This window comes from Mesorhizobium sp. P3_A9, from assembly GCF_056402975.1.
On sequence record NZ_JBFUGJ010000007.1, the window covers coordinates 1 to 15,748 of the forward strand.

Here is a 15,748-nt window from a genome sequence, read left to right on the forward strand (position 1 = left end):
TCCTTGCCGAACTCGTCGCAGCCGTGAACGGTTTCGGCGCCGATCCTGGTATCGGCGCCATGGTTCTTACCGGTTCCGACAAGGCCTTTGCCGCTGGCGCCGACATCAAGGAGATGCAGGCTATCTCCTATGTCGACGCCTACAGCCAGGACTTCTTCGCAGGTTGGGAGGAGTTCACACGCACACGAAAGCCGATCATTGCCGCGGTGGCCGGCTATGCGCTGGGCGGCGGATGCGAGCTGGCAATGATGTGCGACTTCATCATTGCCGCCGACACCGCCAAATTCGGCCAGCCAGAAATCACGCTCGGCGTCATTCCCGGCATGGGCGGGTCGCAACGCCTGACCCGGTTCGTCGGCAAGTCGAAGGCGATGGACATGTGCCTGACCGGACGAATGATGGATGCAGCGGAAGCCGAACGCTCGGGGCTGGTGTCACGGGTCGTGCCCGCAGCCGAGCTTGTCGAGGAGGCTATCAAGGCGGCGGCCAAGATCGCCGATTTCTCGCTGCCATCGGTGATGATGACGAAGGAAGCCGTCAACCGTTCCTACGAGACGACGCTGGCCGAGGGATTGCGGTTCGAACGCCGCCTGTTCCACTCGCTTTTCGCGCTCGAAGACCAGAAGGAAGGCATGGCGGCCTTCGCCGAGAAGCGGAAGCCGAATTTCACCAATCGCTAGAGCGTTGCCGGCTAGCGATCGAAACCCCGTGGCGTCGGCCAAAAAGAACGCCAGGCAGCGTTGACGCGCCGGAAAAGCTGAACTATAAGCCGCACCAACCGAGGCGGCCCTGTGGCTGCCCGTTTGTTTTTTGCGCCCTGCGGCATGCCGCATGCGCCGACCAGATCAGAAGAGAGGCATCATGGCCAACACATCCTCGGCCAAAAAGGCAACGCGTAAGATTGTCCGCCGCGCGGCGATCAACAAGAACCGCCGCTCGCGCGTGCGCACCTACGTCCGCCAGGTCGAGGAGGCGCTCGCCTCCGGCGACAAGGCTGCCGCACAGGCCGCTTTCAAGGTCGCCGAGCCGGAATTGATGCGTGCCGCGACCAAGGGCGTGATCCACAAGAACACCGCGTCCCGCAAGGTGTCGCGTCTGGCCGCGCGCCTCAAGGTGCTGTCGGCCTAACATCGCCTTTACAGACTAAGCTTCTTTAAAACCCGGCCAGTCGTGCCGGGTTTTTTCGTTTGCCGGCAAGTACTTAAAAAGAATGCTCGGAAACGGTGCCCAAAGCGGATTCCAGTATTCGAAATGCTTTGCCGGCACATGCCTGCCTGCTGATGGTTGACAGCGTTGAAAAATGGCGGCTTCAAAATTCTTAACTATCAAAAATAAGCGATATTTTTCAGATAGTTAGCTATGGTCATCCACAGCTTGTCCACAACGTCTCGAAGGGACGGGAGGGCAACTGGCTGTCAAGCGAATTATTTCAGAATATTTCGCGCCGGCCCGACTTTTTCATATTCGCCGGAAAAGAGTTTGAATCACAATGGCTTTGTCAAAATATGCCGTTGCGGCATGCGGCTCGAACCAGCCCGAGGTAACCAGATTCCTTAAAAATCAGTTAGGGGTGGCCTTGCCCTATCCACAGCGATTTCGGTAATGTTGGGTCATCAAGAGGGACGGGCCCGTGGCCCTTAACCCAGTCCGAATCAGCCAGCGTAAATTGGCCGGATTTGCAACGCGGATCAAGTCCGTGAACGGGATTGGTTTGTCTTTTTTGATGTGGGTAAGGGGACTGGCGTAACTAGACATGGCAGGTAGACGGCGCGCCGGCGCTCTTTCGCCGGACGGTGTTGTATTGCCCTGACATACCCAACGCGGACTGGCTTCCATGGGCCGGCACCGGTTCCCTCCGAATAGTGGGCGACGTTCATTGCCGGCGGCGGCAACGGGCATCGTAGCGAAGACATAGTCGCTGGAAAACGGATGCAGGAGGCGCATCCCCAGCGGAAAACAGGTACAGAAAAGCAAGGAACTCGATCATGCAGAGCGGCATCGAAAGGGAGCTTACGGGCGACCTCCCATTTCCTGGAACTTTGATCGGAGCAAACGAGATGGCGGTCTCCAGCGACGCGGAACAGAAGTTCGACCGGGTCAAGATCCAGTTGAAGGCGCGTCTGGGGGCTGAAGTCTATTCGAGCTGGTTCGGCCGCATGAAGGTCGCGGAGGCGTCCAAGGGCATTGTCCGCATCTCGGTGCCCACCGCGTTCCTGCGCTCGTGGATCAACGGCCACTATCTCGACCTCATCTCCGAACTGTGGAAGCAGGAGGATGCCGATCTCCTCAAGATCGAGATCGTGGTGCGCACGGCCACCCGCCAGGGGCGCAGCCCTGTCGAACCGGAATTGACGCCGGCACGCAAGATGACACGGCAGACGCAAACGGCGCTGGCCGCCGGCACTGTGAGCCCCGGCAGGGTGGAACGGCCTCCCGTGCCGCGCCCAGGTGCCGCGGTCGAGACCGAGTTCCGCCACAACGTGCTGGGATCGCCGCTTGATCCCCGCTACACGTTCGGCTCCTTCATCGAAGGCCCGTCGAACCGGGTAGCCTTCGCCGCCGCCAAGGCCGTGGCGGAATCGCAATCGAGCGCTGTGCGCTTCAATCCGCTTTTCCTGCATGCGACCGTCGGGCTCGGCAAGACCCACCTGCTGCAGGCCATCGCGGCGGAATCGCTGAAGCAGAACCCGAAATCCCGCGTCGTCTATCTCACCGCGGAGTATTTCATGTGGCGCTTCGCCACCGCGATCCGCGACAACAACGCGCTGACGCTCAAGGAGCAGCTGCGCGACATCGACCTCTTGATCATCGACGACATGCAGTTCCTGCAGGGCAAGTCGATCCAGCATGAATTCTGCCATTTGATCAACATGCTGCTCGACAGCGCCAAGCAAGTSGTTGTCGCCGCCGACCGGCCGCCGTCCGAGCTGGAATCGCTCGAGCCGCGTGTCCGCTCGCGCCTCAATGGCGGCGTCGCGCTCGAAATGTCGGCGCCTGATTTCTCCATGCGCCTCGGCATGCTCAAACTACGCCTGGCCACGGCCAGGGTCGACGACGCATCGCTGGATATTTCCGACGAAATCCTCAACCACGTCGCCCGCACCGTGACCGGCAGCGGACGAGAACTGGAGGGCGCGTTCAACCAGCTGCTGTTTCGCCAGTCGTTCGAGCCGCAGATCACCATCGACCGYATCGACGAGATCCTCGGCCAYATCTATCGCACCGGCGAGCCGAAGCGGGTCCGCATCGAGGACATCCAGCGCATCGTGGCGCGCCACTACAACGTGTCGAAGACCGAATTGCTGTCCAACCGGCGCACGCGCACAATCGTCAAGCCACGGCAGGTCGCCATGTACCTGTCGAAGGTGATGACGCCGCGCTCCCTGCCCGAAATCGGACGGCGCTTCGGTGGCCGCGATCACACCACGGTGCTGCACGCCGTGCGCAAGATCGAGGACCTTTCCGGCAACGACAACACGCTGGCGCAGGAACTTGAGCTGCTGCGGCGGCTGATCAACGACCAGGCCTGACCGGTCCGGAACGGGCAAGCCAGAACCGCACTGGAATTCAATGGCTTGCCTGCCCGGCAGCGCCCCTGACATGGGCTCGAGGCCTGGAGCAATTCCAAGAAAAGTGTGAACGGTTTTTCCCGGGGCAAGCGCGTAGCGCTTTCCCTTGGGAATTGCGTCAAAACAGAGCCTGGCGACGATCTGGATTCGGGATTCAGCACACTGGCTGGCGGTCATCCAGGCCTTTATCCCCAGAAAGCCCGCGCAGCCGGACCGAACCGGTGGCGCGGGCTTGCGTTTGCTGGCTTTTTCCTGTCAGTTTACGCAGATTCTGAGCCTGTTCAGACCTTTCGCGGGGCGCCGCCAGCCGGAGACCCGCTCATCCTTTCAAGCGAGCCTGTTTCGTCATGCGTGTTATCCTGGAACGGTCAAATCTCCTGAAGTCGCTCAACCACGTCCACCGTGTGGTCGAACGGCGCAACACGATACCGATCCTGTCCAACGTGCTGCTCAGCGCCGAGGGCGCCAGCCTCGAAATGAAGGCGACCGACCTTGACCTGGAGGTGACGGAAGCGACGCCAGCCAAGGTGGAGCGCGGCGGGGCGACGACGGTTCCGGCGCATCTGCTCTACGACATCGTGCGCAAACTCGCGGACGGCGCCGAGGTGATGCTGAAGACGGACGAGGACGGCAACGCCATGACGGTGACGTCGGGCCGCTCGAGCTTTCGGCTGCAGTGCCTGCCGCAATCCGACTTTCCCGAGCTTTCGGCCGGATCCTTCTCGCATATCTTCCGGCTCGACTCGGTTGCCCTGAGGGGGCTGATCGAGAAGACGCAGTTCGCCATTTCCACCGAAGAGACGCGCTATTATCTCAAYGGCATCTACCTGCACACGCATGAGGYCGGCGGCAAGCTGAAGCTGCGCTCGGTGGCSACYGACGGCCACCGCCTGGCGCGCGCCGAAATCGACGCGCCGGCGGGGTCCGAGGGCATGCCGGGCATCATCATTCCGCGCAAGACGGTGAGCGAGCTGCAGAAGCTGGTCGACGACCCTGATGTCGCCGTGACCACGGAGCTGTCGGACACCAAGATCCGCTTCACCATCGGCAGCGTGGTCCTGACCTCGAAGCTGATCGACGGCACCTTCCCCGATTATCAGCGGGTCATTCCGACCGGCAACGACAAGAAGCTGATCATCGACCGCCAGAGCTTTGCCGCCGCGGTCGACCGTGTCTCGACCATTTCCTCCGAACGYGGCCGCGCGGTGAAGCTTTCGATCAGCGAAGGCCAGGTGACGCTTGCGGTCAACAACCCGGATTCGGGCAGCGCCACCGAGGAACTGGCGGCCGACTATTCGTCCGACCCGATCGAAATCGGCTTCAACGCCAAATACCTGCTCGACGTTGCCGCTCAGTTGACCGGCACGGAAGCCAAATTCATGTTGGCCGATGCCGGTTCGCCGACGCTGATCCACGACATGGCCGACGAGACCGCGCTTTACGTGCTGATGCCGATGCGGGTATAGCCCGGCACGGCATCATCGATCCGGCTCTGCGACGGGCCGGCAGCGGAAACAATGGCGACTTCTACAGGCGGATAGCGGTTGCCGGCACAAACCCATATAAGTAAGCTTACACTTACTAATTTCCGCAACTATGCGACGCTGACGATCGATCTCGATCCGGGCGCCGTGGTGTTTTCCGGCGACAATGGTGCCGGCAAGACCAACCTCCTCGAAGCAATTTCCTTTCTAACGCCGGGGCGCGGCCTGCGCCGCGCGCCTTACGCCGATGTCGCACGCGAAGGCGGCGACGGCGGCTTTGCCCTGCACGCCCGGCTCGACGGGCCCGACGGCCAGATCGAGATCGGCACGGGCATTTCGGTCGGCGAGGGCGAAGGCGGCAGGCGGGTTCGCATCAATGGCGCGACGGCCCGCTCGGCCGAAGACATGCTGGAATGGCTGCGCGTGGTGTGGCTGACGCCGGCCATGGATGCGCTGTTCACCGGACCGGCTGCTGACCGCCGGCGCTTTCTCGACCGGCTGGTGCTGGCGATCGACCCCGGCCACGGCCAGCGGGCGCTCGACTACGAGAAGGCGATGCGCGGCCGTAATCGCCTGCTTACCGAGGGCTCGCGGGATATCAGCTGGTTCGAAGCGATCGAGACACAGATGGCCGAAACCGGCGTCGCCATTGCGGCGGCGCGCGCCGAACTGGTGCGCCTGCTCGCCGCCATGATCGACAGGCTGCCCGACACGGGACCGTTCCCGCAGGCCGATATCAGCCTTTCGGGCGATCTGGAAACCGAGGTTTCCACCGCGCCGGCGGTCGACGTCGAGGAGCGGTTCCGCCGGGCTCTTGCCGGTGGCCGTGATCGTGATCGTGCCGCGGGACGAACGCTTGAAGGCCCGCACCGTTCCGATCTCCTGGTGCGGCACAGGCCCAAGGCAATGCCGGCAGAACTCTGTTCGACCGGCGAGCAGAAGGCATTGCTGGTCGGCATCGTCCTGTCGCATGCCCGGCTGACCGGCGAGATGTCCGGCATGACGCCGATCCTGCTGCTCGACGAGATCGCCGCCCATCTCGACGGCGGGCGGCGGGCGGCGCTGTTTTCGATCCTGGAGGAGTTGAACTGCCAGGCTTTCATGACGGGAACCGATGCCGCGCTGTTTTCCAGCCTCAAGGGCCGTGCGCAATTCCTGACCGTCGACCATGGCACGGTTGGGCCAACCGAAGACGCCTGACAAGGTTTTTCAGCCGCTATATGGTCCTGACATGACCACCGCGCTCACCGCCGACGAGATCGAACGCTATGCCCGCCACATCGTGCTGCCCGAAGTCGGCGGCGCGGGCCAACAGAAGCTCAAGCAAGCGCGGGTCTTGGTGATCGGCGCCGGCGGGCTGGGCGCACCGGTGCTCGAATATCTTGCGGCGGCCGGCGTCGGCACGCTTGGCATCGTTGATGACGACACCGTGTCGCTCTCCAATTTGCAGCGCCAGGTCATCCACGGCACGGATACGGTCGGCATGCTGAAAACCGACAGCGCCAAGGCGGCAATCACCCGTATCAATCCCAACACCGTGGTCGAGACGCACACGTTCCGGCTGAGCGCGGACAACGCCCCTGCCCTCATCGCCCGCTATGACATCACCGTCGACGGTTCCGACAATTTCGAGACCCGTTATACGGTGGCCGACGCCTGCGCGAACGAGCGCAAACCCCTGGTGCATGCCGCCGTCGGCCGTTTCGATGGTTCGGTGACGGTGCTGAAGCCTTTCGAGGCCGGCAAGGATGGCAAGCCGAACCCTGGCTATCGCGATCTCTTCCCCGAAGCCCCGCCGCCGGGCCTTGTACCGTCCTGCGCCGAGGCCGGTGTGCTTGGCGCGCTGACCGGCGTCGTCGGCACGCTACAGGCGATGGAGGCGATCAAGCTGATCACCGGCATCGGCGAGCCGCTGGTCGGGCGGCTGCTGCTCTACGATGCGCTCTCCGCGCGCTTCGAAACGATCCGCTACAGCAGGCGCTGATCTTGGAGCGGACCATGACCCTCTCCATCGACCGCATCCCGGCCGGTTTCGACCGCTGGGACGAGGTGCTTGCCCTGATCATGCAGGCCTTCGCCTTCATGGACGGCGTCATCGACCCGCCGTCCTCGACCCATCTGCTCACCGTCGATGGACTGCGCGACAAGGCCGGGCGGGAGAACGGCTTCGCGGCCCTCGACGGCGGCAGGATCGTCGGCTGCGTCTTTGCTCTTGAAAGGGCCGACGATCTTTATGTCGGCAAACTCGCCGTCTCCCCGGACCGCCAGGGGCAAGGCATCGGCCGGCGGCTGATGCGGGCGGTCGAAGATCTCGCGCTCGACCGCGGTAAGGCGGCGCTGGAGCTTCAGACACGCATCGAGCTCACCGCCAATCATGCCGCCTTTGCCCGCCTCGGTTTCCACGAGACCGAGCGAACGGCACATGAAGGCTACGCCAGGCCAACCTCGATCACCATGCGCAAATCTATTTCGTAAGTTTTTGCTTACCCAACAATGGCAAGCGCCGATACCGTCAGGTCCTCAGCGGCAGCACACGGTCCGGCGGGCGGTGGCCGTCAACGAACGCCCTGATGTTGATGATGACCTTCTCGCCCATGTCGATGCGGCCCTCGAGCGTCGCCGAGCCCATATGCGGCAACAGCACGACCTTGTTCCTGGCGGCGAGCTTGAGCAGCTTGGCATTGAGCGCCGGCTCGTGCTCGTAGACGTCGAGGCCGGCGCCGGCGATCTTGCCGTCCTGGATCAGCTTGACCAGCGCCTCTTCGTCGATGATGTCTCCGCGCGCGGTGTTGACCACATAGGCGGTGGGCTGAAGCAGGGCCAAGCGCCGGGCCGACAGCAAATGAAAAGTCGCGGGCGTCGACGGACAATTGACCGAGATGATGTCCATGCGGGCCAGCATCTGGTCGAGGCTCTCCCAATAGGTCGCCTCCAGCCCGTCCTCGACCGCCGGCAGCACGCGATGGCGGTTGTGGTAGTGGATGGAAAGGCCGAAGGCCTTGGCCCGCCTGGCAACGGCGGTGCCGATGCGGCCCATGCCGACAATGCCGAGCCGCTTGCCCCAGATGCGCCGGCCAAGCATCCAGGTCGGCGACCAGCCGGCCCATTTCTTGTCGCCGGTGAGCACATTGGCGCCTTCCGCCAGCCGGCGCGGTACAGCCAGCATCAGCGCCATGGTCATGTCGGCGGTGTCTTCGGTGAGCACATTGGGCGTGTTGGTGACGGTGATGCCCCTCTTGGCCGCCGCCGCCACGTCGATCTTGTCGACGCCATTGCCGAAATTGGCGATCAGCTTGAGGTTGTCGCCGGCCTGGGCGATCAGCGCCGCGTCGATCTGGTCGGTCACTGTCGGCACCAGMACGTCGGCTTCCTTGACCGCGGCAACCAGCTCCGGCTGCGTCATCGGCCTGTCCTCGACATTCAGCCTGGCGTCGAACAGCTCGCGCATGCGGGTCTCGACCGGGTCGGGCAGCTTTCGCGTGATGACCACGAGAGGCTTCTTTTTGCCTACCATTGTTTCCCTCGTTGAGACCTCTTTAACCAAGACCGGCGAAACTGAAAGCCGGTCGCGGTAGCCGATTTACCCATGTAACAAGCGGTGCCGCCGAAGACAAAGAAAAAGGGGCGCCGAGGCCGAGAGGCAAGCGCCGAAAGGAACGAAAGTGTCTGGTTTCGCGCCACTTCGCCTGRCCCTCAGCGCAGCAWTTCTCGGCGCTCTCCTCTATTCCCCGCTGGCCGCGGCACAGAGCGCGGCCGCACCCGCCCAGAGCGCCATCACGCTCGGGCCGAGCGGCCTGCCATTGCCGCGATTCGTCAGCCTTAAATCCGGCCGCGTCAACTCGCGCGTCGGCCCGGGTGCCAATTATTCGGTCGACTGGATGTATATGAAGGCCGGCCTGCCGATGGAGATCATCCAGGAATTCGACACGTGGCGSCGCGTGCGCGATGCCGACGGTTCGGAAGGCTGGATCAACCAGTCGCTGCTGTCGGGCCGGCGCACCGCGATCATCGCACCATGGCAACGCGGCAAGGGCGCCCAGATCAATATGCTCAGAAGCCCCGACAAAGATGCCAGCGTGGTGGCGATCGTCGAGCCGGGCGTCATGGGCACGATCAAGGCCTGCGACGGCCAGTGGTGCGAAATGACGCTCGACGGGCATACCGGCTGGCTCGCCCAGTCGGCGGTCTGGGGCGCCTATCCCGGCGAGCGGGTCAAGGACTGAGGTCGTTGCGCTCGCCCGATTCGGCCGAGGTTTGTGTCCTGAAAACCGGTTGACAGCTTCAGGCCATAGCCCAGCGCACGGTCGATGGCGATGTGGGCGATCCAGATCAGCGCGACCGCGATTGCCGCCGCATGACCGGACAAGTACCCGACGAGCAGCAGCAGCACCGGTAGTATCAGGATGTGCAGGGCGTTGTAGGCGATGGCACCGATGCGCGGCCCGACGAGGTAGCCAAACATCGACAGATCCGGCGCAAGGATGAGCACTGCGAAGGGCCACCAGGAAACGCCCGACCAAGCGTAGAAGACAATAGCGGCGGCCGCCACAGCAGCCCATTCGAGCCTGACTATCAGATCGAGGGGTTTCATTTCCGGCCGATTATTCTGACGCCGCCGGCCGTTCCTGGCGCTTGGGCCTCAGCCTCACCACAATGTCGACATTGGCGATTTCCATGCCCTCGGGCGGCTCCGGCAGGTTGGTGACCGTCACCGGGCCATTGGCGATGTCGAAAATCCGGTTTTCGCCTTCGATGTAGAAATGGTGGTGGTCGGAGGTGTTGGTGTCGAAATAAGTCTTGGCGCCCTCGACGGCGAGGATGCGCAACAGTCCAGCCTGGGTGAACTGGTGGAGCGCGTTGTAGACGGTGGCGAGCGACACCGGCACGCCGGCAGCCAGCGCCTCCTCGTGCAGTTCCTCGGCCGACAAATGGCGATCGCCTTTGGCAAAAAGCAGGTCGGCCAGCGCGATGCGCTGCCGCGTCGGCCTCAGGCCGGCTTCACGTACCCGCTTGTCCACAGCGACATTTTCCTTCCGGCAGCCCCGGTCCATCTGGTCTTCCAAGCTCACAGTCCCGCTTCAAGACACGCCCAGAATGGCAAAAAAATGAATGTCTGCCGAACCCGGACCCCTGTTGACATATATTCTGTCGTCCGAATGCGATCAATAGCGCGCATTGACCCGGGCAGACTGGCGGGTTAAGCGCAAACGCCGGTTTCCGGCCTGAAACAGATTGTGTTAGGACACCAACGACAAGGGCGCGCTACCGCCCGGACGATATGGGGACGAGATTGATGGCGGGTAAATCCAGCTACGACTACGAAGAATTGCTGGCCTGTGCCCGCGGCGAGCTGTTCGGAGAGGGCAATGCCCAACTGCCCTACCCGCCCATGCTGATGTTCGACCGCATCACCGAGATCAGCGAGACCGGCGGCGCCTTCGACAAGGGTTTCATCCGCGCGGAGTTCGACATCAAGCCGGACCTGTGGTTCTTTGCCTGCCATTTCATCGGCAATCCGATCATGCCAGGATGCCTCGGTCTGGACGCCTTGTGGCAGTTGACTGGTTTCTATCTCGGCTGGCTTGGCGAACCCGGTAAAGGCATGGCGTTGTCGACCGGTGAGGTCAGGTTCAAGGGCATGGTCACGCCATCGGTCAAGAAGGTCGAGTATGGCGTGGATTTCAAGCGCGTTATGCGTGGCCGGCTGGTTCTGGGCATCGCCGATGGCTGGATGAAGGCGGATGGCGAGCCCATATATGCGGCGACGGACCTGAAGGTCGGTCTGTCCAAGCAGTCGGCGGTCGCTTGACCACAGCCCTGGTCGACCCACTGGCCAGTATCCCTGGAAGGAGTTGCGAATGAGACGTGTCGTAGTCACAGGCCTCGGCATCGTGTCGTCGATCGGCAACAATGCCAACGAGGTGCAGACCTCGCTGCATGACGCCAGATCCGGCATCAGCTTTTCCGATTCCTTCGCCGAGCACGGCTTCCGTTGCCAGGTCTGGGGCGCTCCGACGCTCGACCCGTCCGCCATGATCGATCGCCGCGCGATGCGCTTCCTGAGCCAGGGTGCTGCCTGGAACCACGTCGCCATGGACCAGGCGATCGCCGATGCCGCCTTGAGCGAAAGCGACATCACCAATGAGCGCACCGGCATCGTCATGGGTTCGGGTGGCCCTTCCACCCGCACCATCGTCGAGGCGGCCGAAACGACGCTGAAGAACGGCAGCCCCAAGCGTATCGGCCCCTTTGCCGTGCCGAAGGCGATGTCGTCGACCGCGTCGGCAACGCTGGCCACATGGTTCAAGATCCACGGCGTCAACTATTCGATCTCGTCGGCCTGCTCGACCTCGGCGCATTGCATCGGCAACGCCTATGAGCTCATCCAATGGGGCAAGCAGGATGTGATGTTTGCCGGCGGCCACGAAGACCTCGACTGGACGATGTCGGACCTGTTCGACGCCATGGGCGCCATGTCGTCCAAGTTCAACGACAGGGCTTCCGCCGCTTCCCGCGCCTATGACGCCAATCGCGACGGCTTCGTCATTGCCGGCGGCGCGGGTGTGCTCATCCTGGAAGAACTCGAGCACGCCAAGGCACGCGGCGCCAAGATTTACGCCGAGATCGTCGGCTACGGCGCGACCTCTGACGGCCACGACATGGTAGCGCCTTCCGGCGAAGGCGCGGTCCGCTGCATGCGCCAGGCGCTGGCAACCGTCTCCACGCCGGTCGATTACATCAACACCCACGGCACCTCGACACCGGTGGGGGATTCCAAGGAAATGGGCGCCATCCGCGAGGTGTTCGGCGAGAAAATGCCGTTCATCACCTCGACGAAATCGCTGACCGGCCACTCGCTGGGCGCGGCCGGCGTGCAGGAATCCATCTATTCGATCCTGATGATGCAAGGCGGCTTCATCGGCGAAAGCGCCCATATCGAGACCCTCGACCCCGAATTCGAGGGCATGCCGATCGTGCGCAAGCGCATCGACAACGCCAAGATCGACACCGTCCTGTCGAATTCCTTCGGTTTCGGTGGCACCAACGCAACGCTCGTTTTCCAGCGCTATTCCGCATAGGCCAGCGTTTTTTCTAAAAGGATTTGCCAGCCATGGACGGACTGATGAAGGGCAAGCGCGGGCTTGTCATGGGTGTCGCCAACGATCATTCGATCGCCTGGGGCATCGCCCAGAAATTGTCCGAACATGGGGCGGAGCTCGCCTTTACCTACCAGGGCGAGGCCTTCGGCCGCCGGGTCAAGCCGCTCGCCGACAAGCTCGGCGCCTCGCTGGTCGTGCCCTGCGATGTCGAGGACAGCGCTTCGGTCGCCGCCACGTTCGAAACGCTGGGCAACGCCTGGGGCGGACTGGACTTCGTCGTCCATGCCATCGGCTTTTCCGACAAGAATGAGTTGAAGGGCCTTTACGCCGACACCAGCCGGGACAATTTCGTCCGTACCATGGTGATCTCCTGCTACTCCTTCACCGAAGTGGCCCGCAATGCAGCGGCACTGATGACGCAGGGCGGCTCGATGATCACCCTGACCTATGCCGGTTCGGTCCGCGTCATGCCGAACTACAATGTCATGGGCGTCGCCAAGGCCGGCCTCGAAGCCAGTGTGCGCTATCTCGCCAACGACTACGGTCCGCGCGGCATCCGGGTGAACGGCATCTCGGCAGGGCCGGTGCGCACGCTGGCCGGCGCCGGCATTTCGGACGCCCGCCACATGTTCTCCTACCAGCAGCGCAACTCGCCGCTGCGCCGTACCGTGACCATCGACGAGGTCGGCGGCTCGGCGCTCTATCTGCTGTCCGATCTCGCTTCCGGCGTCACCGGCGAAATCCACTATGTCGATTCCGGCTATCACATCGTCTCGATGCCGACGCTCGATGAGTTGAAGCAGACAGATGGTTAATCGGCCCTGAAACGGACCAAGGCGACGCGCTTTGGGCAATTGTTTCGGAGAAATGGCCCATTTCCAGTAAAAAAATAGTCTTCTCCAGTAAAATTGGATGCATTCGCGGAAACTCATTTTAAGAAGATTTCCGCTATAGAGTCCGGCAATCTGGGGACCTTTGAATGTCTGCCGTCAGCAACCCGAAGCGAACACCGGTGTTCCGACTGCTCACGATAGCGAGCTCGGGCATAGGCAGTTTCATCCTCGGCATCTGGGGCCTGAAGCTTGGCCTCGGCAGTGGTTTTGCCGGCATATCAGCCGACATGATGGTCGCCATCATGGCTGCGCTTTGCGCGCTGGCGGCGTCGGTGGCGGCGATGTCGTTCTTCGCCGGCGTCGATGAATCRGCGGATTTCGTCTTCAACGAAACCCATTTCGACAAGCTGACCGGACTGCTGGCGCGTCCGGCGATGGTCGGCAAGATCGCCGAGGCGGCGTGCGCGACAAGCCGAACCGGGGAACCGATGTTCCTGATCGACATCGACATCGACCGCTTCAAGCACATCAACGATGCGATCGGCTACAGCCAGGGTGATGAGCTGATCCGCGCCTTCACCAAACGGCTGCAGGGCTGTGTGCCCGCACGCGCCCTGATCGGGCGCATCGGCGCCGGCGAGTTCGCCGTGCTGCTCCCGGATCATCAGATCCAGGGAACGCTGGAAAGCATGGTCGAAAGGCTCATCGACGAGATGACGGAGCCCTATGAACTCAGCAGCCATCAGCAATCGGTGGSTCTGTCGGTGGGTATCGTGGCCATGCCCAAGGATGGCGTCGATCCGGTCCTTATCCTGCGCCGATCCAACCTGGCGCTGCAGAATGCGCGCGCCAGCGGGGTSGGCAACTGGGCGGTGTTCGACAGCGAGATGGGGCGCGTTGCCGATTATCGCCAATGGGTCGAATCCGAACTGCACACCGCCTTCGAGCGAGGAGACTTCGACCTCCATTATCAGCCGCAACTCGACCTGCCGACCGGCCGTATCGTCGGCTACGAGGCGCTGATCCGCTGGAACCATCCCGAACGCGGCATGATCCCGCCCATGGAATTCATCCAGATCGCCGAAGAAACGGGGATGATCAACCCTATCGGCGAATGGGTTCTGCGCAAGGCTTGCAGCGACGCCCGCCATTTGCCGGACGACTGCTTCGTCGCCGTCAACATCTCGCCGGTTCAGTTCATGACCAAGGATTTCGTCGGCATCGTGCGTGACACAATGCGGGCCACCGGCATCAAGCCATCACGGCTGGAGCTGGAAGTGACCGAGACGGCGATGATGCAGGACCGCGACCGCGCTGCCGCTATCCTGAAAGAGCTTGCCGACATGGGCATCTCCGTTGCCGTCGACGATTTCGGCACCGGCTATTCCAATCTGAGCTACCTGATCGATTTCTCGTTCGGCAAGCTGAAGATCGATCGCTCCTTCGTCAGCCGCATGGATACCGATTCCAGCTCCGGCGCCGTCGTGTCGACCATTGTCGGGCTTTCGCGGGCACTCGGCGTCAGCATCATTGCCGAAGGCGTCGAGACCGAGAACCAGGCGACTTTGCTGCGCGCCGCCGGCTGCGAGGTGGTGCAGGGCTACCTGTTCGGCCGTCCGGCGCCGCTCAAGTTCAGCGCCGGCGACGGATATGCCACCGACGAGGTCAGACGCGTGGCCAATCTGCACTGAACGCGATACGCATCGTTTCAGCGCCGCGCGGAAAACACCTTGAACATACCGTCGCGGGCGAGTTCAGCATGGCTGGCAAAGGCGGCCGACAGCACGGGCTCGTAGGGAAGCTGGCGGTTGGCGACCATGAACAGCCTGCCACCGGGCTTCAACGCCTTGGCTGCCGCGCGGATCATGCCGGCACCGATCTCCGGCTCCGCCGCACGGCTGCGGTGAAAGGGCGGGTTCATGGCGATGACGTCGTATCGGCGCTCGACCGGCTCGGCGAGCAGATCCGTCCAGAAGAAGCCTTGCGCCACGCTGTTGGCGAGGTTGCCTTTGGCCGCCTCCAGCGCAGCGAAATCGGCCTCATAAAGATCGAGCGTCGACAGGCCTGACGAACGGGCGGCCATCTCAGCCGCCACATAACCCCAGCCGGCGCAGAAATCGGCCGCACTGCCGCGCAGGTCACCGGGCAAATTGTCGACCAGCAGTTTCGAACCCGCATCGACGCGATCGAAGGAGAACATGCCAGGTGCGGTGTGGAATCGGCCATCGACCAGTTGCCCGGGATTGGCGGCGCGAACTGCCGCGGCAGCTTGCATATCCACCGGGCGCCGCAGCCAGAAGGCGATGCCGTGATATTTCGGCATATGGCCGTCGAGCGGCACAAGCTCGTCGACGCGCCTGCGCAGACTGGCAATGCCATCGTCCTTGCCGCCGGCAATGACAACCAGTCCGCCCGGCGCCACGCGCTCGAGGGCGTCGGCAATACGCAACTCGTTCTGGCCACGATGACGGCCGGCAAACACAAGCGCCATATCAAAGCTGCCGCCTTCCACTTGCGGCGTGACAGCGAAACCAGATGCCTGCAGCGGGCGAAAGTACGGCCGGAAGCCCTGTACTAGGTGGAGCTCGGCCTCGAAGCCTTCAGGCAGGCGAAAGCCTGGCTCGGCGCCGAGAAAGAGAACGCGCTCGCCCTTTCGCGGCAAGGCAAGAGCCTCGGCCTCGAACGGATGGAAAAGCGTCTTCAGCGCCTCAGCGGACATTCCCTCTACCTTCCAAACGAAAACGGGCGCGACCTAAGCCGCG

16 protein-coding genes are annotated in these 15,748 nt (G+C 62.8%); 12 read left to right on the forward strand and 4 right to left on the reverse strand.

Annotated elements, in window-relative coordinates; all coding sequences use genetic code 11:
- From AC1DX0_RS02495 to AC1DX0_RS02525, 7 genes are all read left to right on the forward strand, one after another.
- Positions 1–680: enoyl-CoA hydratase (locus tag AC1DX0_RS02495; RefSeq protein ID WP_477354177.1), on the forward strand; the 680-nt coding region annotated here is incomplete at its 5' end.
- Positions 681–861: 181 nt separating this feature from the next.
- Positions 862–1,128: a 30S ribosomal protein S20 gene (gene rpsT / locus AC1DX0_RS02500; RefSeq protein WP_027043520.1), complete on the forward strand. Its 267-nt coding sequence runs from the start codon at positions 862–864 to the stop codon at positions 1,126–1,128.
- An 857-nt stretch (positions 1,129–1,985) separates the two neighbouring features.
- Complete coding sequence (gene dnaA / locus AC1DX0_RS02505) at positions 1,986–3,530, forward strand: chromosomal replication initiator protein DnaA (RefSeq protein WP_477223008.1); 1,545 nt, start codon at positions 1,986–1,988, stop codon at positions 3,528–3,530.
- Between the two features lie 386 nt (positions 3,531–3,916).
- Positions 3,917–5,035, forward strand: coding sequence for a DNA polymerase III subunit beta (gene dnaN, locus AC1DX0_RS02510; protein WP_477354180.1), 1,119 nt, complete (start codon positions 3,917–3,919; stop codon positions 5,033–5,035).
- 78 nt (positions 5,036–5,113) lie between these two features.
- Positions 5,114–6,253 (forward strand): DNA replication/repair protein RecF, encoded by a 1,140-nt coding sequence (recF, locus tag AC1DX0_RS02515; protein WP_477223009.1) that lies wholly within the window; start codon positions 5,114–5,116, stop codon positions 6,251–6,253.
- A 31-nt stretch (positions 6,254–6,284) separates the two neighbouring features.
- Positions 6,285–7,037 carry a molybdopterin-synthase adenylyltransferase MoeB gene (locus AC1DX0_RS02520; protein WP_477223010.1) on the forward strand — a complete coding sequence of 251 codons (753 nt, stop codon included), beginning with the start codon at positions 6,285–6,287 and terminating at the stop codon, positions 7,035–7,037.
- A gap of 14 nt (positions 7,038–7,051) precedes the next feature.
- A complete protein-coding gene (locus AC1DX0_RS02525) occupies positions 7,052–7,528 on the forward strand; it encodes a GNAT family N-acetyltransferase (RefSeq protein ID WP_477223011.1) in 477 nt (158 codons plus the stop codon).
- A 37-nt stretch (positions 7,529–7,565) separates the two neighbouring features.
- Here AC1DX0_RS02525 and AC1DX0_RS02530 read toward each other — a convergent pair whose 3' ends face one another.
- Positions 7,566–8,567 (reverse strand): 2-hydroxyacid dehydrogenase, encoded by a 1,002-nt coding sequence (locus AC1DX0_RS02530; protein ID WP_477223012.1) that lies wholly within the window; start codon positions 8,565–8,567, stop codon positions 7,566–7,568.
- A gap of 148 nt (positions 8,568–8,715) precedes the next feature.
- On the opposite strand from AC1DX0_RS02530, the gene AC1DX0_RS02535 reads away from it, so the two are divergent.
- Entirely contained in the window at positions 8,716–9,276 is a 561-nt protein-coding gene (locus AC1DX0_RS02535; RefSeq protein WP_477354183.1) for an SH3 domain-containing protein, read from the forward strand.
- Here the strand turns inward: AC1DX0_RS02535 and AC1DX0_RS02540 are convergent.
- Positions 9,249–9,644 carry a DUF4260 domain-containing protein gene (locus tag AC1DX0_RS02540; protein WP_477223014.1) on the reverse strand — a complete coding sequence of 132 codons (396 nt, stop codon included), beginning with the start codon at positions 9,642–9,644 and terminating at the stop codon, positions 9,249–9,251. The two genes, AC1DX0_RS02535 and AC1DX0_RS02540, sit on opposite strands and share 28 nt — an antisense overlap.
- 10 nt (positions 9,645–9,654) lie before the next feature.
- Entirely contained in the window at positions 9,655–10,104 is a 450-nt protein-coding gene (gene irrA / locus AC1DX0_RS02545) for an iron response transcriptional regulator IrrA (protein ID WP_477223015.1), read from the reverse strand.
- A gap of 242 nt (positions 10,105–10,346) precedes the next feature.
- Between irrA and fabA the strand changes: the two genes are divergently transcribed.
- From fabA to AC1DX0_RS02565, 4 genes are all read left to right on the forward strand, one after another.
- Entirely contained in the window at positions 10,347–10,862 is a 516-nt protein-coding gene (fabA, locus tag AC1DX0_RS02550) for a 3-hydroxyacyl-[acyl-carrier-protein] dehydratase FabA (protein ID WP_475453632.1), read from the forward strand.
- 49 nt (positions 10,863–10,911) lie between these two features.
- On the forward strand, positions 10,912–12,132 hold the full coding sequence (fabB, locus tag AC1DX0_RS02555; RefSeq protein ID WP_477223016.1) for a beta-ketoacyl-ACP synthase I: 1,221 nt from the start codon (positions 10,912–10,914) through the stop codon (positions 12,130–12,132).
- Between the two features lie 32 nt (positions 12,133–12,164).
- On the forward strand, positions 12,165–12,968 hold the full coding sequence (gene fabI, locus AC1DX0_RS02560) for an enoyl-ACP reductase FabI (protein ID WP_477223017.1): 804 nt from the start codon (positions 12,165–12,167) through the stop codon (positions 12,966–12,968).
- Positions 12,969–13,132: 164 nt separating this feature from the next.
- A complete protein-coding gene (locus AC1DX0_RS02565; RefSeq protein WP_477354186.1) occupies positions 13,133–14,677 on the forward strand; it encodes a putative bifunctional diguanylate cyclase/phosphodiesterase in 1,545 nt (514 codons plus the stop codon).
- A 17-nt stretch (positions 14,678–14,694) separates the two neighbouring features.
- Here AC1DX0_RS02565 and AC1DX0_RS02570 read toward each other — a convergent pair whose 3' ends face one another.
- The gene (locus AC1DX0_RS02570) at positions 14,695–15,705 is read right to left on the reverse strand and encodes a methyltransferase (RefSeq protein ID WP_477223019.1); all 1,011 of its coding nucleotides are present in this window, start codon (positions 15,703–15,705) and stop codon (positions 14,695–14,697) included.
- Positions 15,706–15,748 lie beyond the last annotated feature (43 nt).

Coding starts and splice junctions, on each gene's coding strand:
- fabB (WP_477223016.1), top strand. CDS start 10,912: ATGAGACGTGTCGTAGTCACAGGCCTCGGCATCGTGTCGTCGATCGGC.
- rpsT (WP_027043520.1), top strand. CDS start 862: ATGGCCAACACATCCTCGGCCAAAAAGGCAACGCGTAAGATTGTCCGC.
- AC1DX0_RS02570 (WP_477223019.1), bottom strand. CDS start 15,705: ATGTCCGCTGAGGCGCTGAAGACGCTTTTCCATCCGTTCGAGGCCGAG.
- AC1DX0_RS02540 (WP_477223014.1), bottom strand. CDS start 9,644: ATGAAACCCCTCGATCTGATAGTCAGGCTCGAATGGGCTGCTGTGGCG.
- fabA (WP_475453632.1), top strand. CDS start 10,347: ATGGCGGGTAAATCCAGCTACGACTACGAAGAATTGCTGGCCTGTGCC.
- AC1DX0_RS02525 (WP_477223011.1), top strand. CDS start 7,052: ATGACCCTCTCCATCGACCGCATCCCGGCCGGTTTCGACCGCTGGGAC.
- irrA (WP_477223015.1), bottom strand. CDS start 10,104: ATGGACCGGGGCTGCCGGAAGGAAAATGTCGCTGTGGACAAGCGGGTA.
- AC1DX0_RS02520 (WP_477223010.1), top strand. CDS start 6,285: ATGACCACCGCGCTCACCGCCGACGAGATCGAACGCTATGCCCGCCAC.
- fabI (WP_477223017.1), top strand. CDS start 12,165: ATGGACGGACTGATGAAGGGCAAGCGCGGGCTTGTCATGGGTGTCGCC.